Raw genomic sequence first — 25,144 nt, 5'->3', positions numbered from 1 at the left:
TCGTTCACTCCGCAGCCTCCATGGCGCCGGCGCCGGTCATGCTTTCGGCAACGGCACGCCGGCTGATCTTGCCCGTTGTGGTCTTCGGCAGTTCGACCCGGAAGCTGACGCGCTTCGGCACCATGAAGTCCTCGAGGTTCCTGGCGCAGTGACGAATGACGTCGCCTGCGCCGAGATCGACGCCGGGTTGCAGCACGATAACCGCCTCCAGCGCCTGGCCGAGCACGGGATCGGGAACCCCGATGACGGCTGCCTCGCGAACGCCCGGAAGTGCGTAGAGGACGTTCTCGATCTCCTTCGGGCTGACCTTTTCGCCGCGCGTCTTGATGATGTCGTCCCTGCGGCCGACGAAATAGAGGAAGCCCTCCGCGTCGGTGCGGAAGAGGTCGCCGGTATAAAGGACCTTCTCCCACGGGTAGGGGCCGGGGCGGAGCGCCCGGCCGGTCGCGGCCTCGTCCTCCCAATAGCCCTTCATTACGTGCGGACCGCGGATGACGAGTTCGCCGGTTTCGCCCGCAGCAAGCGGGCGGCCGGCCTCGTCGACGACGAAAGCCTCCGTGCCGGGGATGGCGATTCCGACGGAGCCCGGCCTGACCTTCAGCTGTTCGGGCGGCAGATAGGTGCAGCGCTTGCACTCGGTGAGGCCGTACATCGAGTAGAGCCGCGCCGCGGGGAAGAGGGCCTGCAGCCGCTCGATATGGGCGGGGGGCAAGGCTGCCGCGGTGTTCGTGATGTAGCGCAGGCTCGGCAGGGCGCCCGCGGCGAGATCGCGCATCTGAAGGAGGATCGCGGCCATCGTCGGCACGAGCGGAAAGCCGGTCACGTTCTCCTCTGCGATCCGGTTGAGGATCGCCTGCGGAAAGGCGAACGACTTCTCGAGCACGAGCGTCATGCCGACCCTGGCGCACATCAGCACCTGGTAGAGCCCGTAGTCGAACGAGATCGGCAGGACGTTGAGGACGATGTCGTCGGGCCGGTTCTCCAGGTAGGACGTGATGGACGTCGCGGCGGCGTCGACGTTCTGGTGGGTCATCATCACGCCCTTCGGGAAGCCGGTGGAGCCCGAGGTGTAGATGAGCATGGCGAGGTCGAGCTCGATGCCGGCCGGCTTCGCCGCGTCGATCGGCGCGGACATGCGGATCGCATCCTCGAACGCGATCGCCTGCGCTCCCTCCGGTGCGTCCGCCGTCGCGAAGAGCAGCGCGCCGGATTTCGCCTCGGCGAGCGCGCTTCGGGCAAGCCCTGCGAGCCGCCCCTGCGCGAGGATTGCGGCCGGACGGCAGTTCCCGACGATGTAGGCGAGCTTGTCCGCCTTGGTGGACGAATTGATCGGGGAGAAGACCGCACCCGCCTTGAGCGCGGCGAAGAGGCCGATCACCGCCTCCGTGCAATTGTCCATGAAGACGAGGACGCGATCGCCCCGGACGACTCCGCGCTCCCGAAGCGCCGCGGCGAGGCGGTCCGAAGCCTCATCGACGTCGGCGAAGGTCAGGCGGAGGCCGCCGGCGACGAGGGCGGTCTTGCCCGGATGGCGGCCGGCGCTTGCTCTCAAATAGTCTTCGATGCGCATCTCATTCCCCGAACCTGCGGTTGCCGAGATTCAGGCGGCGATGGAGCTTTCGCGCTTCCGCTCGACATAGGCGGCGATCGAGCGGATGGAATCGAGGTTTTCCGGGACGATCTCGGCGTCCGCCATGCGGATCCCGAACTCGGTTTCCAGAAAAGCGACGAGCTCCAGGATCCCGGTGGAGTCGATCAGGCCCGCTTCGAGGAGCGATTCGTCCTCGCCGAGCCCGGCGCCCTCCTCCCGGAAGAGGAAGTTCTCCTCGATGAAGGCCCGGATGCGTCTGCTGAGTTCGGTCTGCATATGGTTCGTCCTATACGAGAAAGGAATCACGCCAGAGCGTGGACGGGTTCGTGGCATGCGCGGTGCGATGCCGCCGTGAAGGCCTCCTGCCACAGCGCCGTCGACATGATGCCGACGAGCGCCATGCTCTCGCGGGTGCCGAGCGATCCGCGCTCGTGGAGTTTGGCGGCGAGCTTGCCCACGGCTTTCGGATCGAACACCCCGCCGGCCTCGACCGCCGGCGGCCTGAGCAGGTCCCGGGCGTAGGCGGGTGCGCCGGGGGCCGCGAAGGCGTCGGCATCGGGGGCGCGATAGGGCTGCTTGGTCCGCTCCAGGATCGATGGCGGCAGGCGGCCCTTCATGCTTTCCCGCAGGAGGTGCTTCTCGCGCAGCCCCTTGAGCTTGAGGTTCGGGGGAATCCGTGCCCCGAATTCCACGACGCGATGGTCGAGGAAGGGGAATCGGCCCTCCACGGCGTTGGCCATCGCGACGCGGTCGCCCTGCGCGGAAAGGATGTAGCCGGGCAGGAGATGGGCCGTCTCCAGATACTGCGCCTGATTGAGCGGATGCCAGCGCGCGAACTCGGGCGGCAGCCCATCGCGGAGCTCGGCGAGCGCGTCGTAGCCGCGCAGTTCGGCGCGCAATTCGGCGCAGAAGAAGGCCTTTCCGCCAGCGGTCGTGCGGAAGCGCGGCAGGTGCGAGAAGAGCGGGTCGTCAATGTCGTCGGCACGGAAGCCGAAGAAAGCCTCCAGATAGCGCTGCGACTGGCCCTGGATGCGGGGCATGTACGGGTAGAGCCGCTTCAGGAGGAGCGGGCGGAACTTCGAGTCGGGCTGGCGCGCGCAGAAGCGGCGGATCTTCGCTTCCTTGAAGATGTCGTAGCCGCCGAAGGCCTCGTCGGCGCCCTCGCCGGTGAGCACGACCTTCAACCCGTCGTCGTGAACGAGCCGGGAGAGGGCAAGAAGGGGCGCGGGAGCGGTGCGCAGGATCGGCCGCTCGGCGTGCCGCACGACGGCGGGGAAGAGGGCCGCCACGTCCGCTGCGCCGACCCGGATGCTGCGGTGCCGCGTTCCGAGCGCGCGGACCATCTCGTCCTGGAACGGCGCCTCGTCGAACTCGCCGTTCTCGAAGGAGACGGAGTAGGTGCGCAGCTGTTCCGGCGCGAGCTCGTTCATGATCGCCGTGACGACGGAGGAATCGAGGCCGCCGCTCAGATAGGCGCCGACCGGCACGTCGGCCCGCAGCCTGATCCGTGTGGCGTCGACCAGCAGCTCGGCGAGCGCGTCCCGGAGGCGCCGTTCCTCGCCCGCGGTCACGGCCCGCTCGTCGCTCGCGTCGGGGTAGTCGAGCCTCCAGTAGCGGCGGACCGAAACGCCGTCGGGACCGGCGAGGAGGAGGTGCGCCGGCGGCAGTTCGCTCACGCCGCGGAACGCCGTGCGCGGCGCGAGCGGCGACCAGAAGGTGAAGATCTGGTCCAGCGCGACCGCGTCGAGTTCCGCGGGGATCCCAGCGGCGAGGAGCGCCTTCACCTCCGAGCCGAAGAAGAGGCTGCCGCCCCGTTCCGAATAGAAGAGCGGACGCACGCCCATCCGGTCACGCGCAAGCATCAGCCGGCGCCGGCGCGTGTCCCAGATGGCGAAGGCGAAGTCGCCGTTCAGCGCCTCGACGCAGCCGGGGCCCTTCTCCTCGTAGAGATGGACGATGACTTCCGTGTCGGAGTGCGTGCGAAAGACGTGGCCGCGCGCGATCAGGTCGGCCCGCAGCTCGACATAGTTGAAGATCTCGCCGTTGAAGGCGATCCACACCGTCCCGTCCTCGTTCGACATCGGCTGATCGCCGCAGGCGAGATCGATGATGCTGAGGCGCGCATGGCCGAGCCCCGCGCCTATATCGTCGAGATGGAAGCCCTGATCGTCCGGTCCGCGGTGGGCGATCGCGGCCACCATGCGCCGGAGCAGCGGAAGCCTCTCGGCGCGTGGCACCGAGGTGCCGAGGAAGCCGGCAATGCCGCACATGCTCGATGTCCCTTTCGCCGCAGGCGGGGATAAGGCGGTCTGGACCGCTTTGAAGCTCTCAAGTAATTCCGTCGTTAAGCGGCAACAACAAACACCGCTGAAATTAGTTAAAATTCACAGCCTCGATGATTTACGATTCAGTAACGCTGTCGCCGATCAGCCGCGACCAGGTTTCCCCGGCAATGCCTGTCAGCAAGGCGTCGCCTTTCTGAGCTGCATGCAGAAGTTGCGCGTCTCGGCTGTGGACGATCAGGGAGGCGCGGTGGACGAAGATTGCGTCATGCCGCACCAGCGCGTCGATAAGACGCGGATCGCTGCGACCGCGGATGCCCGCCAGCCCGTCCGTCTTCGACTGGCGGATCAAGCATGCGACCACCGCAAGCTCCGAGCCGGGCCGCGCCAGGACGTTGAGGACCCGCGCAATCCCGCCCGGGCGCGTGTAGCAGATGTAGGCGCCGATGGTTGTGCCGCGAGCATCGGTCACGATGCGGCAGAGCCGGTGCCCGTAGCGATCCTTGCGCTCGGCGTGCCGCAGGAGCCAGGCGACGATGTCCGCCGTCCAGGACGGCCGGAGCGCGACCGAATCCGCGAGCGCGATCAGCGTTTCCGCGAACGCCTCGTCGCTCGCCGGCGCGCGTGCCGTGGCGGACTGCCGTGCGTTCTTCTCGGGCCGGGCACTCCCGCCGAGCAGCGCGCGCAGGGGAGGGTCGAGGACCCGTGCAGGAAGGCCCAGTGGACGGAGCCACGGCTTCAGTTCGGCGGCGAGCGCGGCGGCGAAGGCGGCAGATCGGAACGGAAGCAGCCAGTCGAGGCTTCCGGCCGGCACGACTGCGGCGCGCAGCTGGTCCCACAAGCCGCGGGAGAGGTCGTTTGCCGTCTCGGTGATCGAGATGTCCTGGGGGCCGTTCGCGAACGTGCGCACGAGCCGGGCTCCCGCCATCGGATCGGAAGCGGGCGCATCGACCATCAGCGAGCCGGCGATCGCAGCCCTCACCCGCCGTCCCTCGAACTCCATCCGCGCCGGCAAGGCGCCGATGAAGCCGGAAACGCCGTTCTGGCCGACATAGACGCGGGAGACGATGTCCGGATCCTGCCACGGGTGATGCAGGAAGATCTCGGCGAGATGCGCTTCGAGCCCCGCCGCCGGCGTGTCGCTCTTCCGGAAGGTTCTCTGAAAGAGGCGGGCGACGGATGGAATGTCATCCGCTGTGAGCGCTCGGATCTCGGACACGCATGCTCCGGAAGGCCGGCGAGCCCGGCCGCAATGTTCTAGCGGCGGGGTCCTTTCGAAAGATTTAGCGGGGTCCCGCGCGACGGCGGCAGATGGTCGAACGCCACGACGCCGGTGTCGCTCGCAGGCCTTCGATGATCGCCGGGCCGTCGCGGGAGAAGCTGCGCCGCGGTTCGTCAGCCGGATGCGTTGGCCGAGGCGCTCAGGCGGCGGATTTCGGCGCTGCCAGGACGCGGATCGGTGTCCCGGCCCGCCACGCGAGGATGCCCTCCACCATGTCGGGGTAGAACTCCGCATAGGCGTCGGCGGTCACATAGCCGAGATGGGGCGAGAGAACGACGTTCGGCGCCGAGCGCAGCGGATGGTCCACCGGGAGCGGCTCGACGTCGTAGACGTCGAGCGCAGCGCGTATATTGCCCGCCTGAAGCGCCTCCAGGAGTGCCGCCTCGTCCACGATCGGGCCGCGCGACGTGTTCACGAGAAGCGCGTCCTGCCTCATCAGCCCGATCTCGTGGGCACCGACCAAGCCGCGCGAGCGCTCGCTCAGCACCACGTGCACGCTCACGACGTCGGCTTCGCGGAACAGCTCGTCCTTGTCGACGCGTACCGCGCCGAGCTCCGCCGCGCGCTCCGCCGTCAGGTTCCGGCTCCAGGCGATCACCTTCATCCCGAACGCCTTCGCGACGGGGACCATGCGGGCGCCGAGTTTTCCAAGGCCCACCAGGCCCAGCGTGCGGCCCTCGAGCGTCGTGCCGAGCGTGCGCTGCCATCCGCCCGCACGCATGTTCGCGTGCTCGTCGGGAAGGTGCCTCAGGGCGGCGAGGATGAGCGCCCACGCGAGCTCGGGCGTGGCGGCATGCGATTCGCCCGGGCGGGTGTGGCAGACGGTGATGCCGCGCGCGACCGCGGCGTCCATATCGATGGTGCGGACCCGGGCGCCGGAGACGATCACGAGCTTGAGGTTGGGCAGTCGCGCGATCAGCGAAGCCGGGAGCGGCATGCGCTCCCGCATCATGCAGATGACGTCATGCCCGGCGAGCGCGGCGACGGCCATGTCCTCCGTGGCGAGGTTGTGGTCGAACACGTCGACCGTGGCGCCCGGACCGAGGCTGTCCCAGTCGGCGAGATCGCGCGCGACCCCCTGGTAATCGTCAAGAACGGCAATGCGCAGCACCGAGTGTCCTCCCGTCTCAGCCATTCCGGTTGGTCGCTTCCCTGGCGGCTTCGCCGATCATGGCGATGACCTTGTCGGTGAAGGCCGCCGTCCCGAGAGGGCCGCCGAGGTCGCCGGTCCGCCATTCGGGCACCGCGATGGCGCGGCTCAGGGCCTCGTCGATCAGCGCCGACCCCCGGGTGAGGCGCGCGTCGCCGCGCCGTTCCGAAAGCCAGGCCAGCAGCATTGCCACCGAGCCGATAAGGGACGATGGATTGGCCTTGTCCTGCCCGGCGATGTCGGGCGCGGAGCCGTGCTGCGCCTGGGCAAGCGCGTAGTCGGTGCCGGCATTGATCGAGGCGGCGAGGCCGATGCTGCCGGAAATCTCCGTCGCCTGGTCGGACAGGATGTCGCCATACATGTTGGTGGCGAGAACCACGTCGAAGACGCTCGCATCGCGCACCAGCAGCGCGGCCATCGCGTCGATGATCTTCTCCTCGTATTCCACCTGGGGGTGGCGGGCGGCGACGGAGCGCACGCATTCGAGGAAGAGCCCGTCGCTCACCCGCAACACGTTCGCCTTGTGGACCGCCGTCACCTTGCGTCGCCGCTGCATGGCGATCCTGAAGGCCTCTTCGGCGATCCGCAGGCTGCCCTTGCGCGTGACCTTGCGGATCGCGAGGGCGACGTCCTCCGTCGGCATGAACTCGCCGGGGCCGAGATGCATGGAGCGGTCGGCGTAGAAGCCTTCGGTGTTCTCGCGGCAGACCACGAGGTCGACCGGCTTCCCGCAGCGCGGCGGGAAGCCCGGATGCGATTTCGCCGGCCGGATGTTGGCGAAGAGGTCGAGCCGCTTGCGGAGCTGGCCGGACGGGTTGAGGCCGCCCTCCGCGACCGGGGGATAGTCGTTGTGCGAAACGGGGCCGAGGACGACGGCGTCCACCGCCTTCGCCCGCTGCACGACCTCGTCGGTGATCGTCGTGCCGTGCCGGGCTAGCGACGCGAAGCCGATCAGGGCCGTCTCGCAAGCGAAGCCGATTCCAAGCGCGGCATCCACGGCGTCGAGGACACGCCTCGTCGCCGCCACGATCTCCGGACCGATGCCGTCGCCTTCCAGCACGAGGAGCCGCACTGGTCCGGACCGTTCGGGCGAGGCGGACATGAGAGGGCTCCGGCTGTTCAAGACGCGGCCGCGGGATGGCGGCCTCGTTCAGGTAGCCGCCTTTTCCTCCCTTTGACAATGCGCCTGCGCTCGTTTGCATGCAGATGTGGACAGGACGCCTTGCCACCCCCGCGATGCCGGCTCCCGACAAGGGCGGGAGTCGATCAGTGCGCCATGAAGACGGGCATCCCGGTCTCGTAGATGATGTGCCGCGTGGAGCCGCCGAAGATGATCTGGCGCAGGCGGCTCTGCGTATAGGCGCCCTTGATGAGGAGGTCGGCTCCCTGCCGCGCCGCCTCCGAAAGGATCATCTCGCCGACGCTCTGCGTCCGCCGGACTTCCACCACCTCGGCCGGAATACCGTTGCGGGTGAGATAGAGCGTGAGCTGTTCGCCGGAGGGACCGGGCACGCTGCCGCCTTCGATCGCCATCACGAACACCCGCTTCGCCTGTTTCAGGACCGGCATCGCGAACGCCACGACGCGCGCGGTCTCGGGGCTGCGGTTCCAGGCGATGCCGATGGTCTCCCCGATCCGCGACGGCGGGTGGTGCGGCGCGATCAGGATCGGCCGGCCGCTGTCGAAGAGCGCGGCCTCCAGCGTCGCCATCCGAGCGTCGTTGACGTTCGTGCCGGGACGCCCGACGACGGTGATGTCGAAAACCCTCGCCTGGGATCCGACGAAGGTGTCGCCGACCGGCCCTTCGTCGATCCACTGGAAATGCGGTTCTTGACCGGCGACTGCATCCGCGCCGTAGCGGTCCCGCATCACGCGTTCGAAGCGGCTCCGGTAGCGGGCCTTCGTCTCAGCGTCGAGCTTGGCGGCCTCGTAGACCATCGGCGCGCCGACTGTGTCGGCCGCGAGGAAGGGGCTCAGGGGCGGACTGAGCGGGAACGCCTCGATGTAGCTCCCGAACAGACGCCCGAAGACGCATGCCGTCTCGAGCGTGGCATCGATGCGGTCATGCGCCTCGTATGGAACGAGAATTGTCTTCATGCGTCGGAACACGTATTCCCGTACGACACTCTCATAGCACGGTCGTCCTGTGAGATCACCGATCATCCTCCCACGCTTGCCTTGCCGGCCGGACCATTGAAGCCACCCAGCCCGCCGCCGGATGCCGAGGCGCCTCAATCCCCCTCGGGGCGCTCGCTCTTCTTCTCGATCTTCCCCTCGATCATGCTGCCGATGTTTCTGGCAGTTGTCGACCAGACGATCGTCGCCACGGCGCTGCCGGCCATCGCGGGCGACCTCGGCCAGGTCGAGCGGGTCTCCTGGATCGTGGTCGCGTATCTGGTGGCGGCCACGATCATCGCGCCGGTCTATGGCCGGCTCGGCGACGTGTTCGGCCGGCGCCGGATGATGCTCGTGGCGCTCGTGATCACGATGATCGGGTCGGTGCTGTGCGCCATCTCGTGGAGCATGGAGATGCTGACCGTGGCGCGCGTCGTGCAGGGCCTCGGCGGCGGCGGGCTGATGACGACGTCGCAGGCGCTCATCGGCGATACCATTCCGCCGCGCGACCGCGCCCGGTATCAGGGTTATCTCTCCGGCGTCATGGTGACTTCCAGCACCTTCGGCCCGGTGGTCGGGGGGCTGCTGACGGAGGCGTTCGGCTGGCAATCGGTCTTCCTGGTGAACATCCCGGTGGCTCTCCTCGCGATGACGCTCGCGATCCGCCTGCCCGCGACGATCGGATCGGACACGCCGTTCCGCTTCGACTTCCTCGGCGTGCTGCTTTTCGCCCTCTTCATCGCCTCCGCGCTCGCGCTCTTGGAGCAGGTGCAGGCGCTCGACGCCGCGGCCCTGCCGCTCGCCGGCCTGCTGCTCGTGGTCACGATCGTCGCCTGCGTGCTGCTGTTCTGGCGGGAGAAGCGCGCGCCCGATCCGCTGCTGCCGATCCCGATCCTGCGCGAGCCCTCGGTCTGGCGCAGCGACGTGCTCGCCGCACTGCATGGCGGGATGCTGGTGTCGCTGATGACGTTCTCGCCGATCTATTACCGCCTCATCCACGACCTCGCTCCGGCGAAGACCGGCGTGCTCATGCTGCCGCTGGCGGCCGGCATCGGGATCAGCTCGATGGTGACGGGCCGCATCATGAGCCGGACCGGCTACACCGCGGTGTTCCCGTCCTGGGGGCTGCTGATCGTGGCGCTGCTTCTGGTCGTGCTCGCGGTGTTCTCGCCGCGGATGTCGGCGGTGGAGGTATCCGCGCTGCTCGGCTTCACGGCACTCTTCATGGGAACGACGATGGGGGTCGTGCAGGTCACGGTGCAAAGCGCGGTCGGGCGCGGCCGGCTCGGCGTCGGGGCGGCGACGGTGCAGTTCTCCCGCTCGCTCGGAGCGGCTCTCGGAACGGCGGGCGTCGCCACCGTCCTCTTCGCCTCGATGACGCTGATCGACCCCGAGACGGCCGGCATGCTCGGCCCCATCCTACAGGACCCGGGCCTGCTGGCGAGCCTGCCGCCGGCGCGGCAGGACCTGATCATCGCCGAGATGGGCGACGCCTTCCGCGCCGGATTCCTGACGATCGCGCTTTTCTCGGCCGTCGCCGGGGTGGTCGCCTGGACGCTTCCGATGCGGCGCATCTGAGCGCGTCCCGAGGAGCCGGTCATGCCGCGCATTCCGCCGGTCGATCCCGCCGCACTCACGCCGGAGCAGGCGGCCGCCCATGCCGGCATCGCGGCCGGCGCGCGCGGGGAGGTGAGCGGACCTTTCCCGATGCTCCTCCACAGCCCCCGCGCGGCCGCCGCCGTGGAGCAGCTCGGCGTCCACATTCGCTACCGATCCGCCCTTCCGGATCGCATCCGCGCCCTCGCCGTCGCCATCGTCGGGCGCCACTGGTATGCCGACTACCAATGGCACATCCAGGCGACGCGTGCGGAGGAGCTCGGCGTTCCGCGCCCGGTTCTCGATGCGATCGCCGAGGGCCGCGTTCCGGACTTCGATGAGGAAGAGGACAGGATTGCTTACGCCTTCCTGTCGGAGGTGCTGAAGTCCTCCGGCCTGACGCCAGTGCCGGAGGGCGTCTTCGCGGCAGCGAGATCCGCCTTCGGGGACGAAGGCCTCGTCGACCTGACGGTGCTCGCCGGCTACTATTCTCTGCTTGCGATGGTGCTCAACACCTTCGAGATCCGGCCGGAAGGCGGCGACGTGCCCTGGCGGAGGCCATCGGAAGACGAAGGCGGGCAAGCGTAGGCCGTCGCTGCGGCCCCGGAGCGAGGTTCAGTCCGGCCGTCGGAGCGGCGCGTCGGTCTTCGCCTGCAGCTCCTCGAAGGTCAGCCCCGGCACCATCTCCGACACCAGAAAGCCGTCCGCCGTCACCTCGATCACGGCGAGGTTCGTGTAGATCCGCGTGACGCAGCCGAGCGCGGTGAGCGGATAGGTGCAGCGCCGGACGAGCTTGCTTTCGCCGGCCCTGGTGGTGTGCTCCATGACCACCCAGAGGTTCCGGGCGCCGGCGCAGAGATCCATCGCGCCGCCGACCGCCGGAGCGCTTTCCGCGTCGGAGGTTGCCCAGTTCGCGATGTCGCCGTTCTCCGCGACCTGGAAGGCGCCGAGCACGCAGAGGTCGATATGCCCGCCTCGGATCATTGCGAAGCTGTCGGCGTGGTGGAAGTACGACCCGCCCGGTTGCAGCGTCACGTGCTGCTTGCCGGCATTGATGAGCCACGGATCGGTCCGGCCCGGCGCGGGCTCCGGCCCCATGCCGAGAATGCCGTTCTCGGAATGGAAGATGATCTCCCTCCCGCTCGGCAGGTGGTTCGCGACCAGCGTCGGGATCCCGATCCCGAGATTGACGTACCAGCCCTCCGGGATGTCGCGGGCGACGCGCGCCGCCATGTCCGGGCGCCTGAGCGGCGTCCAGGCGGTTTCGGGTTCAAGAGACATTCCGGCCTCCTTCGGAGGGATCACCGCAAGGATCGTGCAGAACACGGTCGACGAAGATGCCGGGCGTCACGATCGCTTCCGGATCGAGCTCGCCGAGTTCGGCGACGTGCTGCGACTGCACGATGGTCAGCTTCGCCGCGGTCGCCATCACAGGATTGAAGTTCCGACCGGATTCCCGGTAGGTGAGATTGCCCCAACGGTCGGCCTTCCAGCACTCGATGAGGGCAACGTCGCCCGGGAGCGCCTTCTCCATGACGTAGTGCCGGCCGCCGAATTCGCGGGTCTCCTTCCCTTCGGCGAGCTTCGTGCCGTAGGCGGTTGCGGTGTAGAAGGCCGGGATGCCGGCGCCGGCCGCCCTGATCCGCTCGGCGAGCGTACCCTGCGGCACGATCTCTAGCTCGATCCGGCCCGCCTGGTAGAGCTCGTCGAAGACGACGGAATTGGAGCTCCTCGGGAAGCTGCACACGATCTTCCGCGCGCGCCCGAGCTCCAGCAGCCGTGCCAGCCCGATCCGGCCGACGCCGGCGTTGTTCGAGACGATCGTGAGATCCTTCGCGCCCTGTTCGATCAGCGCGTCGATCAGCGTGGTGGGCTGGCCGACGGCGCCGAACCCGCCGATCAGGACGGTGGCGCCATCCCGGACGCCCTCGAGCGCGTCGGCAGCGCTCTTCACGAACTTGTCGATCATTCGTCATCCCGTTGCGAAGGAAGCGTGGCGATCGCGGATCGGCCGGCCCGCCGAGGCGTGTGCGGACGCCCGCTTGTCACGTCGGTCGGGCATCGTCAACGCTGCAGGGCGGAATTCGGGCGCCGGCGCGGAATGCGGGCGCGCGCCGCGCCGGAACCTCGGGTGCGCGAGCGGCCTTGAGGAGGGGTCCGACCGCTAACGACATGAGCAATCGATGCCCCCATTCCCGCGGGAAGCAGGATTCGACTCCACGCTCGCCCTGATGCGCGAAGGCTATCGGTTCATCCCGAACCGGTGCCGGCGGCTCGGGAGCGACGCCTTCGAGACGCGGCTGATGCTCCGGAAGGCGGTCTGCATCAGCGGGCCGGAGGCGGCCGAGATGTTCTACGGCGGGGAGCGGTTCACGCGGGTGGGCGCGATGCCCAACCGGGTGCTCGCGCTGCTGCAGGACCGCGGCAGCGTGCAGACCCTCGACGGCAACGCGCACCGGCACCGGAAGGCGATGTTCCTGGCGATGATGGAGCCGGATGCCCGCCGGCGGCTCTGCGCGGTCGTCGAGCGCCGGTGGCGGGAGCGTGTCGCGGCAGCCGGACCGCAGGAGATCATGCTCTTCGCGATGGTGCGGGAGGTGCTGACGGGCGCCGTCTGCGAATGGGCTGGGGTTCGGGTCGCCGAGGATGAGGTGCCGGCTGCGACCGCCCGCTTCGGCGCGATGATCGACAACGTGTCGACCTTCGGGCCGAAGCACTGGCGGGCGCGCCTGCTGCGGATCCGGACGGAGCGCTGGATCCGGCGCGAGATCGAGCGGATCAGGAGCCGCGGCCCGTCCGGCAAGGACGACGCGGCGCATCGGATCGCTTGGCACCGCGGCCCGGACGGCAATCTGCTCGACACCGCCACGGCGGCCGTGGAGCTCATCAATGTGCTCCGCCCGACCGTTGCGAACGCGCGGTTCATCGTGTGGTCGGCGCTCGCGCTCCACCAGCACCCCGAGTGGCGCGACCGCTTCGCAAGCGGCGACGAAACCGATCTCGACGGCTTCGTCCAGGAGGTGCGGCGGCTGTCTCCGTTCTTTCCCTTCGTCGGCGGCCGGGTGCGCGAGCCGTTCGACTGGCGCGGCCGCCGCTTCGCGAAGGGCGAGTGGGTGCTGCTCGATCTCTACGGGACGAACCGGGACGGGCGCAGCTTCTCAGATCCGGACCAGTTCGATCCGGCTCGCTTCCGGCAGAGCCAGCCGACAGCCTTCGATCTCGTCCCGCAGGGCGGCGGGCACCACGAGACGAGCCACCGCTGCCCCGGCGAATGGCTGACGATCGATCTCATGAAGACGGCGATCCGGCTGCTAACACGGCAGATGCACTACACCGTTCCGCCACAGGACCTTTCGGTCGCCCTCGACCGCGTCCCGGCGCTGCCGAAGAGCGGCTTCGTGATGGCGAATGTGCGGCTCCGGCCCGATGCCGGGCCGGATCAGGCGGCCGGTCCGAGGTCGCGCCCGTAGAAATCCGACGCCTCGTCGGTGAGGACGAGCTCGCGGATCCGGTTCCAGAGATAGGCGCGCAGCTCGATGTAGCGCGGTTCCGCGCGCGCGTCGTACTGCCAGCGCGGCCGCGGCAGGTCGACGTCGATCACCTCGAGGATGCGGCCCGGCCGCGGCCCCATGAGCGCGATCCTGTCGGCGAGCAGGATGGCCTCGTCGACGCTGTGCGTGACGAAGAGCACGAGCGAATGCCGCATCGCCCAGAGCCGCATCAGCTCTATCTGCATCAGCTCGCGCGTCTGCGCGTCGATGCTCGCGAACGGCTCGTCCATCAGCAGGATTTCGGGCTCGCTGGCGAGCGCGCGGGCGAGGGCGACGCGCTGCTTCATGCCCCCCGAGAGCTCGCCCGGATAGGCGTCGGCGAAGCGGCTGAGGCCGACCAGGGCGAGGTAGCGGTCGATCCGCTCCCGCCGCTCCGACCGGCTCATGCCGGTCCCTTCCAACACGAAATCGATGTTCCCCCGCACCGTCGACCACGGGATCAGGCGGAACGACTGGAAGACGAACCCCATCTCCGGCCCGGGCTCGGGCGGGCGCCCGCGCACCAGCACCGTGCCGGAGTCCGGCGCCGTCAGCCCGTTGACGATCCGCAGCAGCGTGGTCTTGCCGCAGCCCGACGGGCCGAGCAGGACAAGGAAGGTGCCGGGATCGACGGCGAGGTCGATGTCCCGGAGCGCCTCGGTTGCCTTGCCCTTCCGGCGCGGCCTGAACACCTTCGAGACCCGCTCGAGCCGGATGCCGGGCGCTGCTTCATTGCCTTTCGGCGAGGCCAGCGGAACGGACGCTTCCGGAGGCGCCTCGCGCAGGTTCATCGCCCGGGTTCGTCCATGCCGGGCTCGGTGCCGAGCTCGGCGAGAACCGCATCCACGGCGGAGAAATCCGTCCACGCCTCGATCGGGACCGGCGTCAGGCCTTCGAAATCGGGCCCCTCGAAGATCCACTCGGCAGTCGCCTCCAGTTCCTGCCGGTTCATGCCGCCGTTCACGCTCCAGCTCTTCGCGAAGCTCTCCGCCAGCATGGCGAGCGTCTCCTTCGAGACGTCCGGCCGTTCGGCGGCCATCGCCTCGACCCATTTCTCCGGATTGGCCGCGAAATCGCGCGAGGCGCGCGTCAGCGCCGTGATGACCGCCCTGACGTCGTCGCCGCGCTTCTCCATCGTTTCCGTCGTGACGATGTTGACCTTGTTCACCACCGGCGCGGCGGCGAAATAGGCATCCTGATCGATGAGGACGTGCAGCCCTGTCTTCTCGGGCATGGATGTCCAGACCCCGATCGACATGGTGGTCGCGTCGATCTGGCCGGCGGCGAGCGCCTGGCCGCGGACATTCGGCTGGCCGAGCGTGACGAAATCGATCCGGTCGGTCGCGACGCCTTCGCTCGCCAGGACCTTCGTGCTCAGCGAATGGTCGAGGCTGCCGATGCGGCCGACGCCGAAGCTGCGGCCGGGGAGATCGGCGGGGGTCCTGATGTCGTCCTTCGCGGCGATCAGGAACGGCAGCGCCTTGTTGGGCGAGGTGACGGCGCGCATGTTCGTCGTGCCCCGCGCCACGAGCTGCAGCACGGAATCGACCGCCACATTGGCCATCTCGCCCTCTCCGGCCTGGAGCGCGCCGAGCGCGGAGGGCGTCTGCTGGACCCTGATGAGCTCCACGTCGACGCCGGCCTCGTCGAAATAGCCGAGCTTCTCGGCGAGGTGCATGACGGCGTTCGGCACGAGCGGCACTTCCAGCTCGGTCACGATCAGCCGGAACGGCTCGGCCGCCGCCGGCGCCGCTGTCGCGGCGAGAAGCGCAAGGCCAGCGAAGACGGATCGTCTCACGGATGCTTTCATCGTTTCCTCCCGGAGTGCCGCAGCGGGCACGTCTCGACGTTTCCCCGGATTTTATGCGTTTGACAGTCGGGAATGCAATCAGCGGCTCTGGCGCCAGCGCGCGAAACGCTGCTCCAGCATGCGGAGCCCCTCGGTGACCGTCACCCCGACTGCAGCCAGCGTGAGCACCACGACGAAATACTCGGCCATGCGGAACGTGTTGCCGTAGACGGCAAGCAGGCCGCCGAGCCCCCTGACCGCCGTGTAGAGTTCCGCCACGACGGTGTTGATCAGGCCGATAGTCGCGCCGAGGCGGAGGCCCGCGATGACGAAGGGGAGGGCGCCCGGAAGCACGATCTTGAGGAAGATGCGCAGCCGCCCCGCGCCGGCCGAGCGCGCCATCTCGATCAGGTCGTCGTCGGCCGCGAGCACACCGGCATAGGTGTTGATCAGGATCGGCATGACGGCGCCGAGGAAGACGATGAACACCTTCGCCTCGACGCCCAGGCCGAGCAGCACGATGACGAGCGGGATGAAGGCGACGCGCGGCGTGGCCGAGAGCGCGTAGACGTAGACCTCGAGCGCCTTGCCGAGCCGCCCGAAGGCGCCCATGCCGAGGCCGACGGGAATCGCGACCAGCGCGGCGAGGCTGTAGCCGCTGAGGTAGACGGTGGCGCTGTCAGCGAGGGCCTGGACGAGCCGTCCGTCGGCGAAGAGCCGCTGCGCGGCCTCGGCCGTGGCGGTCGGCGTGGGGATAACGTTCGGCCCGAGCCGCGCCGCGGCGGCCCACCAGATCGCGAGCAGGCCGAAAAGGATGGCGAAGCGATAGGCGACGATCATCGGGCGCGCTCCGGTCCGCCGTCCGACGGCCTGGCGCAATCCGGGAATCTGCTCGCCCTCACCCTCGCCCTCCTTCGGCCCCGCCGACAATAGCCGCGCCGGAATGGGGGCGCCATCAGCGGTTGCGCCGCCGCCGGGTGCGACGTTCCGTCACGTCACCGTGGTCGGGCCGGAGACGCCGAGGCGCTCGCGGATGCCGGCAATCGCGTCGGCCGCCGCGATGAGCGAGGCGAGCGCGCCCTGCGTCTCCTCGTCGTGGCGGGCGGGGTCGGCCTCGTAGCGTTCGATGTAGACGCGCAGCGTCGCGCCCGCCGTTCCCGTTCCCGAGAGCCGGAAGACGATGCGCCCGCCGCCGGAGAGGAGGAGGCGCACGCCCTGGCGCTCGGCGACCGAGCCGTCGACCGGATCGACGTAGCGGAAGTCGTCGGCGCTCTCGACCGCGTGGCCGGCGAAGGTGCGGCCGGGAAGCGCGGGGAGGCAATCGCGCAGGTGTTGCATCAGCCCCTCGGCGCGCGCGGCGTCGACCTCCTCGTAATCGTGGCGCGTGTAGTAGTCGCGGCCGCAGGTCTTCCAGTGTTCGCGCACGATCGCTTCGACGCTCTCGCCGCGCGCGGCGAGCACGTTCAGCCAGAACAGCACGGCCCACAGGCCGTCCTTCTCGCGGATGTGGTCGGACCCGGTGCCGAAGCTCTCCTCGCCGCAGAGCGTGATGCGGCCGGCATCGAGGAGGTTGCCGAAGAACTTCCAGCCGGTCGGGGTCTCGTACGCGTCGACGCCGAGGCGGGCGGCCACGCGGTCGAGCGCGCGGCTGGTCGGCAGCGAGCGTGCGACGCCTTTCAGGCCGGCGCGATAGCCCGGCACGCGATGCGCGTTGGCGGCCATGATTGCGACGCTGTCGCTCGGCGTCACGAAGAAGCGGCGCCCGACGATCATGTTGCGGTCGCCGTCGCCGTCGGACGCGGCGCCGAAATCGGGGCCGTCGGCGCGGTTCAGCTCGGCGACGAGCTCGGCCGCGTGGGCGAGGTTCGGGTCGGGGTGGTGGCCGCCGAAATCGGGCAGCGGCTCGCCGTTGATCACCGTGCCGGCCGGCGCGCCGAGCCGCCGTTCCAGGATCTCCCGCGCATAGGGGCCGGTGACGGCGTGCATCGCGTCGAAGCGGATGCGGAAGCCGCCGGCCAAGAGCGCCCGGATCGCCTCGAAATCGAACAGCTCCTCCATCAGCGCGGCATAGTCGGCGACGGGGTCGATGACCTCGACCGTCATCGCGCCCAGCTGGACCGTACCCTCGCGGTCGAGGTTCGCCTCCGGGGCGGCGGCGATGCGGTAGGCGCGGATCTCCTTCGTGCGCGCATAGACCGCCTCCGTCACCTCGGCCGGCGCTGGGCCGCCGTTCGCGACGTTGTACTTGATGCCGAAATCGCCGTCCGGCCCGCCCGGATTGTGGCTCGCGGAGAGCACGATGGCGCCCGAGGCGCCGCGCCGGCGGACGATGCAGGAGACGGCGGGGGTCGACAGGATGCCGCCGAGCCCGACGACGACGCGCCCGTAGCCGGCTGCCGCCGCCATGCGCAGGATGGTCTGGACGGCGGCGCGGTTGTGAAAGCGCCCGTCGCCGCCGACGACGAGGAGGGCCCCGGGCTCCGGCGCGACCGTGTCGAACAGCGCCTGGACGAAGTTCTCCAGGTAATGCGGCTGCTGGAAGACCGTGACCTTCTTGCGCAGGCCGGACGTGCCCGGCCGCTGGTCCTGGAACGGGCTCGTCGGGACCTCGGTCACATCCATCTTGCAGGCTCCTCAAGCGCTCGGCGGGACCGCGGTGCCACGGCGCCCGCTCGGTAGCACGGCGAGGCCGGACGCGGAACCGGGCGGCGCGTCATGAGGGCCGTTCGCTGCTCGACGGCTCGGCGCCCGTTGCGCATGCTCTGGGAGCCTGATTCGAAAAGCTGACCATACGGAGTCTCTGACCTGAGCCCCGTGCTCTGCCCGAACCGCGACGCTAGACCCCGTTGCGGTCTGGTCGAACTGCTTCCGAAGGTTGAACTTGGGGCGTCAGTACTGCAACAAGAGCTGAGCTCGTCGGGGTAAGGGGATGACGGCCAGATCATTGACCGACATCGTCTCAATTTTCGGTCAGACCGCCAAGGCAAAGCTGTCGAACCCAGCGGCGACCGGGGCACCGGAAGACCAGCTCCGCGCCCCGCTGGAATCTCTGTTCCGCAGGCTCGCCGAAATCGCCTACCCCGGAGTGTCCGTCACGCTCGTCGGCGAGACGACGCTCGCGCACCTCCAGACCCGCCCCGACTATGCGGTCACGGTCGACAATGCGCTGGTCGGCTTCATCGAAGTGAAGGCGCCCGGCAAGGGTGCCGATCCCCGCAAGTTCACCGATCCCCACGAACGGGAACAATGGGGCAAGCTCAGATCGCTGCCGAACCTCATCTACACGGACGGGAACGCGTTCAGCCTCTGGCAGGACGGCGAGATGGCGGGCAAGGTCGTCCACTTCGACGGCGACGTGGAAAGTTCAGGGGCCAAGCTCGCGGCACCTCCTACTCTGCTGCCCCTCGTCGGCAGCTTCCTCGGCTGGAGGCCGATATCGCCGGCAAATGCGAGGAAACTCGCCGAGGTCACGGCTCGCCTCTGCCGGCTCCTGCGCGACGAAGTCGTCGAGCAGATGGCGCTCGGCAGCCCGGGGCTCACGGGGCTTGCCGAAGACTGGCGGAAGCTCCTCTTTCCCGAGGCGGACGATGCCCAGTTCGCCGATGGGTACGCGCAGGCCGTGACCTTCGGGCTCCTCGTCGCGAGGGCGCGCGACATCCCGCTCGACGAAGGCATCGATCACGCGGCGCAGGAGCTGCGGAAAACGAACTCCCTCATCGGCACCGCGCTCCGGCTGCTGACTGACGACGTCGCCAATCAGCACGCGCTCAAGACCTCCCTCGGTACGCTGACGCGCGTCCTGGACGCCGTGAACTGGCACACGATCAGCAAGGACAAGCCCGAGGCCTGGCTGTACTTCTACGAGGAGTTCCTCGAAGTCTACGACAACCGGCTGCGCAGGCGCACCGGCTCCTACTACACGCCGCCGGAAGTCGTCGCCGCCATGGTGCGCCTTGTCGACGAGGCGCTGCGCGGGCCGCTGTTCGAGCGTCCGACCGGCCTCGCCTCCGCCGACGTGACCCTGGTGGACCCGGCGGTCGGGACGGGTACGTTCCTGCTCGGCGTGTTGCGGCGGATCGCCGGAACCGTTGCCGAGGACCAGGGCCCGGGCGCGGTTCGCGGCGCGATCGAGGCGGCGGCGAAGCGCGTGATCGGCTTCGAGCTCCAGTTCGGGCCCTTCGCCGTCGCGCAGCTGCGGATCATTGCCGAGATGCAGGCGCTGCTTCGAACCCCGGCCGATGCTTCGCCCGCCGTCCCGGAACTCAGGCTGTTCATCACGGACACGCTCGGAAATCCGTTCGTCGACGAGGAATGGCTGCCCTCGGTCATGCAGCCGGTCGCGAAGTCGCGGCGCGAAGCGAATGCGGTGAAGCGGAATGAGCGCATCACCGTGGTGATCGGAAATCCGCCCTACAAGGAAAAGGCGGAAGGCCGGGGCGGCTGGATCGAGTCCGGGTCCGGAGGGCGACACCAGGCCCCGCTGGATCGCTGGAGGCCGCCAGCCGCATGGGGCGTGGGAGCGCACGCCAAACACCTGAAGAACCTCTACGTCTATTTTTGGCGCTGGGCGACGTGGAAGGTCTTCGGCGCGGGCGTGGCGGCCTCCACCGACCTGCCGGAGCACGACCGGGAGGGGATCGTCTGCTTCATCACGGTGGCCGGGTTTCTCAATGGGCCGGGCTTCGAGAGGATGCGCGACGACCTCCGCCGCACCTGTTCGGACATCTGGGTCATCGACTGCTCGCCCGAGGGGCACCAGCCGGACGTGCCGACGCGCATCTTCCAAGGCGTCCAGCAGCCGGTCTGCATCGTGCTCGCCGCCCGCAAGCTCGGCAAGGAAGCCGATCGGCCCGGGCGTGTGCGGTTCCGCGCGCTGCCGCGAGGCAGGCGCGAACGGAAGTTCGAGGCGCTGGCCGGCTCCTCGCTCGCCGACGCGGACTGGGCGGACTGCCCGTCCGACTGGCGCGCTCCGTTCCTGCCGGCCTCCGCCGGATTGTGGGGCGCGTTCCCGGCGCTTATGGACCTGTTCCTCTACAACGGGTCCGGCGTCATGCCGGGGCGCACCTGGGTCATCGCGCCAGATGCAGGCTCGCTGGAAGCGCGCTGGGTTCGCTTAGCGGCCGAGAAGGATCCGGATCGGAAGGAGCTGCTTTTTCATCCTCATGAAGGCGGCGATCGTACCCTCAAGAAGAAGGTCGCAAAGGGTTTGCCTGGGCACGAGCACCGGCTGGAAGCGGTGAACAGCGACACCAAGCCAGCGATTTCTCCGACGCGCTATGCGTTCCGTACCTTGGACCGCCAGTGGATCATTCCGGACGCTCGGCTGATCAATCGTCCCAACCCGACGCTTTGGAAGGCCTATTCCCAGCGGCAGGTGCATCTGACTGCGCCTGAGGATCGGACGCCGACGGCCGGACCTGCCTTGTCTTTCTCCGCACTGATACCCGATTTGCACCACTACCACGGCCGCGGCGGGCGCGTTTATCCGCTGTGGCGGGACCGGGCGGCGAGCGAGCCGAACGTGCGGCCCGAGCTATTGGCCTATCTGGCCGAAACCTATGCCCGGCCCGTGTCGGCCGAGGACGTGATGGCCTATGTCGCCGCCTTGCTGGCGCATCCGGCCTTCACGGCGCGATTCGCCGGCGATCTCGTCCGCCCCGGGCTGCGCGTGCCGCTGACCGCCGAGGCCTCGCTGTTCAAGGAGGCCGTCGGGCTTGGTCGGAAGATCGTGTGGCTCCACTGCTACGGCGAGCGCTTCGTCGATCCCGCCGCGGGCCGGCCGAAGGGGCCGCCGCGCCTGCCCAGGGGCGAAGCGCCCTCCATACCGGCTGAGGGCGCGATCCCCGGGCCGCCCGAGCCGTTGCCCGACACGATGGCTTACGACGCGGCCACCCGGCGGCTCAGGATCGGCAAGGGCTTCGTCGAGAACGTCACGCCCGCGATGTGGGGCTACGAAGTCTCAGGGAAGCAGGTGCTCTGGCACTGGTTCAGCTATCGCCGCCGCGACCGCTCGCGGCCGATCATCGGCGACCGCCGCCCGCCCTCTCCGCTCGATTCGATCCAGCCGGAGAGCTGGCTCGCGGAATACACGACCGACCTGCTCGACCTGCTCCATGTGCTCGGGCGGCTCGTTGCGCTGGAGCCGGCGCAGGCGGACCTCTTGGACCGGGTCTGCGCGGGCGCGCTCCTCGACCTGGACGATCTCCGCGCCGCCGGCGTGGTGCCGGACGAGGGCGCCCAAGCTGCGACGAGCGGGGGATAAGCTGCGTCCGGGCTCGCCCAGGGCGGCCGCCTTTGCCAAGATGGACGGCGATTCCATTCGCGGCGGCAGCTCAGGATCCGATGCGCCACAGCCACCAACCCGATCTCTTCGCGCCGGAGGCGGAGCCCGATCTCTTCGGGGAGGGCTATTCCCCCCCGGTCTACCGACCCGATCCGGACCGCGTTCGAGCCCGCCTGCAGGGTATGCTGGCCGAGGTGCGTGCCGTCGGCCCGCACGGGCTCGGCAGCAGGCGCGCCGGGCTCTACCAGCTGATCTTCCCGCAGATGACGCAGTGCCTGCCGGATGCGGAAGCGGCCCAGCTCCGCCTCGAATTCGAGGCGGAGCTGGCGAGGTCCCGGAAACTGGAAGGCTGACGGCGCGAACCGGACGTGTCCGGACGCCGGGCACGCACCGCCCGGCTGCCCGCCTCCTCGACGGCTGACGCCTTAAGCCGCGCTGGCCTTGGCGCGTTCGGCGCGCTTGCGCTCGTGAGGGTCGAGGATGGCCTTCCTGAGCCGGATCGTCTTCGGCGTGACCTCGACCAGCTCGTCGTCCTCGATGTAGGAGAGCGCGCGCTCGAGGCTGAGCTTCATCGGTGGCGTCAGGATCGTGTTCTCGTCCTTGCCGGCGGCGCGGATGTTGGTGAGCTGCTTGCCCTTCAGCACGTTCACCTCGAGGTCGTTGCCGCGGCTGTGCTCGCCGACGATCATGCCGGCATAGACCCGGGCGCCGGGCTCGATCATCATCGGGCCGCGGTCCTGCAGGTTGAACAGCGCGTAGGCGACGGCCTCGCCCTGCGCGTTGGAGAGGAGCACGCCGGTGCGCCGGCCCGCGATCTCGCCGCGATAGGGCTCGTAGGCGTGGAACACGCGGTTCAGCACGGCCGTGCCGCGCGTGTCGGAGAGGAGCTCGGGCTGGTAGCCGATGAGCCCGCGCGTCGGCACGTAGAAGACGAGCCGGGTGCGCCCGCCGCCGGACGGCCGCATCTCGATCATCTCGCCCTTGCGCTGCGACAGCTTCTCGATGACCGCGCCGGTATGCTCCTCGTCGACGTCGACGATGACCTCCTCGATCGGCTCGAGCTTCTCGCCGTCCGGGCCGTAGCGGTAGACCACCTGCGGCTTGCCGATGGTGAGCTCGAAGCCCTCGCGGCGCATGGTCTCGATCAGGATGCCGAGCTGGAGCTCGCCGCGCCCGGCGACCTCGTAGGCGTCCTTGTCGTCGCCCTCGGTGATGCGGAGCGCCACGTTGCCCTCCGCCTCGCGCAGGAGCCGGTCGCGGATGACGCGGCTCTGCACCTTGTCGCCCTCGGTGCCGGCGAGCGGGCCGTCATTGATGCGGAAGGTCATGGAGAGCGTCGGCGGGTCGATCGGATGCGCCGGGATCGGCTCCGTCACGGACGGGTCGCACAGCGTGTTAGAGACGGTCGCCTCGGAGAGGCCCGCGAGCGCGACGATGTCGCCAGCCTCGCCGAGCTCGATCGGCTGGCGCTCCAGCCCGCGGAAGGCGAGGACCTTGGAGACGCGGAACGTCTCGACCGTGTCGCCGTCGCGCGACAGCGCCTTCACCGTCTGGCCGGCCTTGACGGCGCCGGAGCGGATGCGGCCCGTCAGGATGCGGCCGAGGAAGGGGTCCGCCTCGAGCGTGGTGGCGAGCATGCGGAACGGGCCGGGCTCGGTGCCGGGCGGGGGAACGTGGTCGAGCACCAGGTCGAGGAGGGGCCCGACGGTCTCGCGCGGGCCGCTCGGGTCCTCCGCCATCCAGGCCTGCTTGGCCGAGCCGTAGAGAACGGGGAAATCGAGCTGTTCGTCGGTCGCGTCGAGCGCTGCGAAGAGGTCGAAGACCGCGTTCAGCACGAAATCCGGGCGGGCGTCCGGCTTGTCGACCTTGTTCACGACGACGATCGGCTTCAGCCCGATCGCGAGCGCCTTGGAGAGCACGAACTTCGTCTGCGGCATCGGGCCTTCGGATGCGTCCACGAGCAGGATCGCGCCGTCGACCATGTTGAGGATGCGCTCGACCTCGCCGCCGAAATCGGCGTGGCCGGGGGTGTCGACGATGTTGATGCGGGTGTCGCCCCAGTCGAGCGACGTCACCTTGGCGAGGATGGTGATGCCGCGCTCCTTCTCGAGCGCGTTCGAATCCATGGCGCGCTCGGCGACCTGCTGGCCGGTGCGAAAGGCGCCCGAGGCGCGGAGCAGCACGTCGATGAGGGTCGTCTTGCCATGATCGACATGCGCGATGATGGCGACGTTGCGGAGTGTCGCAGTCATGAATTCTCTGCCGGGGCGGAAGTTGCGGCCGCTATAGCCGATTGTTGCGCTGCAAGATAGGGAGCGGGGCGGCTTTCCGCCAGTCGAACACGAATCTCGCTGACGCGAGCGGGACCGAACGACCGAAGCCCTATTGCGGCAAGAGCGGCCCGGTCGCGCGGCGCACGCGCTTCTTCAGGCCGCCGGCCGCCTGGATCATCATCAGCTCGCCGATGTTCTCGGGCGTCAGGTAGCCGGCGAGGCGGCCCTCCGCATCGACCACGGCCACGGCCGGGGCGGCGCCGCCCTGGAGGCGCTCGATCGCCCCGTCGAGCCGCGAATGGAGCGGGACCGAGGGCACCTCCACCATCGCCTCCAGCGCGGGCGTGCCGGGGCCGGTCTTGTTGAGCGCGTGGATCATCGCGGTGCGCGTGAGCAGGCCGCGGATCCGCCCGGCGCCGTCGACGATCGGGAATTCGTGCTGCGTGGTGTGGAGGAGCTGCTCGGCCGCGTCGCCGATCGTCGCACCGGGACCGAGCGGCTGGAACTGCGTGATCATGGCGTCGGCGACGCCGAGGCTGCGGGATACGTCGACGAGGCTCGTCGTCTGCGCTTCGGCGGTCGCCGCGAGGTAGACGAAGATCGCGATGAAGATGAGCAGCGGGTTGCCGGCGATGAGCCCGACAAAGCCGAACACGAAGGCGAGAGCCTGCCCGACGCGGGCCGCCATGTTCGTTGCCTCCGTCCTCGAATAGCGGAGCGCCAGCAGCGCGCGGAGCACCCGCCCGCCGTCCATCGGGAAGGCCGGGATCAGGTTGAAGAGCGCGATGAAGATGTTCACCGCGGCGAGCCGCGCCATGAAGTCGACCGAGGGGCTTTCGATCTGCTCCATCGCGGCGAGGTCGACGCGTGCGCCGAGGATGAGGATCAGCACGACGGCGATGGCGACGTTCACCGCCGGGCCGGCGAGCGCGACGACGATCTCCTGCCCCGGCCGCTCAGGCATGCGCTCCAGCCGCGCGACGCCGCCGATCGGCAGGAGCGTGATGTCGGGCGTGCGGATGCCGTAGCGGCGGGCGGTGAGGACGTGGCCGAACTCGTGCGCCACCACGCAGGCGAAGAGGGCGAGGATGAAGAGGATCCCTTCCACCGCCGCCGGCGCCCCGCCCTGCTGGTAATAGGCGATGCCGATCCAGGCGAGGAGGAGCAGGAACGTCACGTGGATGCGGATTTCGCTGCCGAAGATCCGCGCGATCGGAAAGGACCAGCTCATGACATCGCACTCCTGCCGCGGA

Annotated in this window: 20 protein-coding genes; 5 read left to right on the top strand and 15 right to left on the bottom strand. The window is 69.1% G+C overall.

What is annotated here, in order from left to right:
- Window positions 1-4 precede the first annotated feature (4 nt).
- The 7 genes from ACUN0C_RS10860 to ACUN0C_RS10830 form a co-directional block, all read right to left on the bottom strand.
- Window positions 5-1,570: a class I adenylate-forming enzyme family protein gene (locus ACUN0C_RS10860; RefSeq protein ID WP_445466370.1), complete on the bottom strand. Its 1,566-nt coding sequence runs from the start codon at window positions 1,568-1,570 to the stop codon at window positions 5-7.
- Window positions 1,571-1,600: 30 nt separating this feature from the next.
- Entirely contained in the window at window positions 1,601-1,867 is a 267-nt protein-coding gene (locus ACUN0C_RS10855; RefSeq protein ID WP_445466369.1) for an acyl carrier protein, read from the bottom strand.
- 26 nt (window positions 1,868-1,893) lie between these two features.
- Window positions 1,894-3,861: an asparagine synthase (glutamine-hydrolyzing) gene (asnB, locus tag ACUN0C_RS10850; RefSeq protein ID WP_445466368.1), complete on the bottom strand. Its 1,968-nt coding sequence runs from the start codon at window positions 3,859-3,861 to the stop codon at window positions 1,894-1,896.
- Window positions 3,862-3,991: 130 nt separating this feature from the next.
- Window positions 3,992-5,092: a hypothetical protein gene (locus ACUN0C_RS10845; RefSeq protein WP_445466367.1), complete on the bottom strand. Its 1,101-nt coding sequence runs from the start codon at window positions 5,090-5,092 to the stop codon at window positions 3,992-3,994.
- Between the two features lie 202 nt (window positions 5,093-5,294).
- Window positions 5,295-6,290 (bottom strand): D-2-hydroxyacid dehydrogenase family protein, encoded by a 996-nt coding sequence (locus ACUN0C_RS10840; RefSeq protein ID WP_445466366.1) that lies wholly within the window; start codon window positions 6,288-6,290, stop codon window positions 5,295-5,297.
- Window positions 6,283-7,407, bottom strand: a complete 1,125-nt coding sequence (locus tag ACUN0C_RS10835) for an isocitrate/isopropylmalate dehydrogenase family protein (protein ID WP_445466365.1) — start codon at window positions 7,405-7,407, stop codon at window positions 6,283-6,285. The genes ACUN0C_RS10840 and ACUN0C_RS10835 overlap by 8 nt, the downstream gene beginning before the upstream one ends.
- A 164-nt stretch (window positions 7,408-7,571) precedes the next feature.
- A complete protein-coding gene (locus ACUN0C_RS10830) occupies window positions 7,572-8,402 on the bottom strand; it encodes a universal stress protein (protein WP_445466364.1) in 831 nt (276 codons plus the stop codon).
- Window positions 8,403-8,594: 192 nt separating this feature from the next.
- On the opposite strand from ACUN0C_RS10830, the gene ACUN0C_RS10825 reads away from it, so the two are divergent.
- Together ACUN0C_RS10825 and ACUN0C_RS10820 are read left to right on the top strand one after the other, a co-directional pair.
- On the top strand, window positions 8,595-9,998 hold the full coding sequence (locus ACUN0C_RS10825; protein ID WP_445466363.1) for an MFS transporter: 1,404 nt from the start codon (window positions 8,595-8,597) through the stop codon (window positions 9,996-9,998).
- Between the two features lie 21 nt (window positions 9,999-10,019).
- A complete protein-coding gene (locus ACUN0C_RS10820; RefSeq protein WP_445466362.1) occupies window positions 10,020-10,604 on the top strand; it encodes a carboxymuconolactone decarboxylase family protein in 585 nt (194 codons plus the stop codon).
- Between the two features lie 27 nt (window positions 10,605-10,631).
- Here ACUN0C_RS10820 and ACUN0C_RS10815 read toward each other — a convergent pair whose 3' ends face one another.
- Window positions 10,632-11,297 carry a 3-oxoacid CoA-transferase subunit B gene (locus tag ACUN0C_RS10815; RefSeq protein WP_445466361.1) on the bottom strand — a complete coding sequence of 222 codons (666 nt, stop codon included), beginning with the start codon at window positions 11,295-11,297 and terminating at the stop codon, window positions 10,632-10,634.
- Window positions 11,287-11,982, bottom strand: a complete 696-nt coding sequence (locus tag ACUN0C_RS10810) for a 3-oxoacid CoA-transferase subunit A (RefSeq protein ID WP_445466531.1) — start codon at window positions 11,980-11,982, stop codon at window positions 11,287-11,289. Before ACUN0C_RS10810 ends, ACUN0C_RS10815 begins: the two co-directional genes overlap by 11 nt.
- Before the next feature lie 217 nt (window positions 11,983-12,199).
- On the opposite strand from ACUN0C_RS10810, the gene ACUN0C_RS10805 reads away from it, so the two are divergent.
- Window positions 12,200-13,486, top strand: coding sequence for a cytochrome P450 (locus ACUN0C_RS10805; protein ID WP_445466360.1), 1,287 nt, complete (start codon window positions 12,200-12,202; stop codon window positions 13,484-13,486).
- Here ACUN0C_RS10805 and ACUN0C_RS10800 read toward each other — a convergent pair.
- The 4 genes from ACUN0C_RS10800 to ACUN0C_RS10785 form a co-directional block, all read right to left on the bottom strand.
- Complete coding sequence (locus ACUN0C_RS10800; RefSeq protein WP_445466359.1) at window positions 13,456-14,337, bottom strand: ABC transporter ATP-binding protein; 882 nt, start codon at window positions 14,335-14,337, stop codon at window positions 13,456-13,458. The genes ACUN0C_RS10805 and ACUN0C_RS10800 overlap by 31 nt on opposite strands.
- Window positions 14,334-15,356: an ABC transporter substrate-binding protein gene (locus ACUN0C_RS10795; RefSeq protein ID WP_445466358.1), complete on the bottom strand. Its 1,023-nt coding sequence runs from the start codon at window positions 15,354-15,356 to the stop codon at window positions 14,334-14,336. Before ACUN0C_RS10795 ends, ACUN0C_RS10800 begins: the two co-directional genes overlap by 4 nt.
- Before the next feature lie 78 nt (window positions 15,357-15,434).
- A complete protein-coding gene (locus ACUN0C_RS10790; protein ID WP_445466357.1) occupies window positions 15,435-16,175 on the bottom strand; it encodes an ABC transporter permease in 741 nt (246 codons plus the stop codon).
- Window positions 16,176-16,325: 150 nt separating this feature from the next.
- A complete protein-coding gene (locus ACUN0C_RS10785; RefSeq protein ID WP_445466356.1) occupies window positions 16,326-17,957 on the bottom strand; it encodes an alpha-D-glucose phosphate-specific phosphoglucomutase in 1,632 nt (543 codons plus the stop codon).
- Between the two features lie 322 nt (window positions 17,958-18,279).
- Between ACUN0C_RS10785 and ACUN0C_RS10780 the strand changes: the two genes are divergently transcribed.
- Together ACUN0C_RS10780 and ACUN0C_RS10775 are read left to right on the top strand one after the other, a co-directional pair.
- On the top strand, window positions 18,280-21,597 hold the full coding sequence (locus ACUN0C_RS10780) for a type ISP restriction/modification enzyme (RefSeq protein ID WP_445466355.1): 3,318 nt from the start codon (window positions 18,280-18,282) through the stop codon (window positions 21,595-21,597).
- An 80-nt stretch (window positions 21,598-21,677) separates the two neighbouring features.
- Window positions 21,678-21,971, top strand: a complete 294-nt coding sequence (locus ACUN0C_RS10775) for a hypothetical protein (protein ID WP_445466354.1) — start codon at window positions 21,678-21,680, stop codon at window positions 21,969-21,971.
- 72 nt (window positions 21,972-22,043) lie between these two features.
- Here the strand turns inward: ACUN0C_RS10775 and typA are convergent, their stop codons facing one another.
- Both typA and ACUN0C_RS10765 read right to left on the bottom strand, forming a co-directional pair.
- On the bottom strand, window positions 22,044-23,870 hold the full coding sequence (typA, locus tag ACUN0C_RS10770; protein WP_445466353.1) for a translational GTPase TypA: 1,827 nt from the start codon (window positions 23,868-23,870) through the stop codon (window positions 22,044-22,046).
- A gap of 130 nt (window positions 23,871-24,000) precedes the next feature.
- The gene (locus ACUN0C_RS10765) at window positions 24,001-25,122 is read right to left on the bottom strand and encodes a site-2 protease family protein (protein WP_445466352.1); all 1,122 of its coding nucleotides are present in this window, start codon (window positions 25,120-25,122) and stop codon (window positions 24,001-24,003) included.
- Between the last annotated feature and the right edge of the window lie 22 nt (window positions 25,123-25,144).

The sequence above is a fragment of the Faunimonas sp. B44 genome (genome assembly GCF_052655945.1).
The sequence above is the reverse complement of the archived record's forward strand: the minus strand, read 5'-3'. Positions and strand labels throughout refer to the sequence as shown.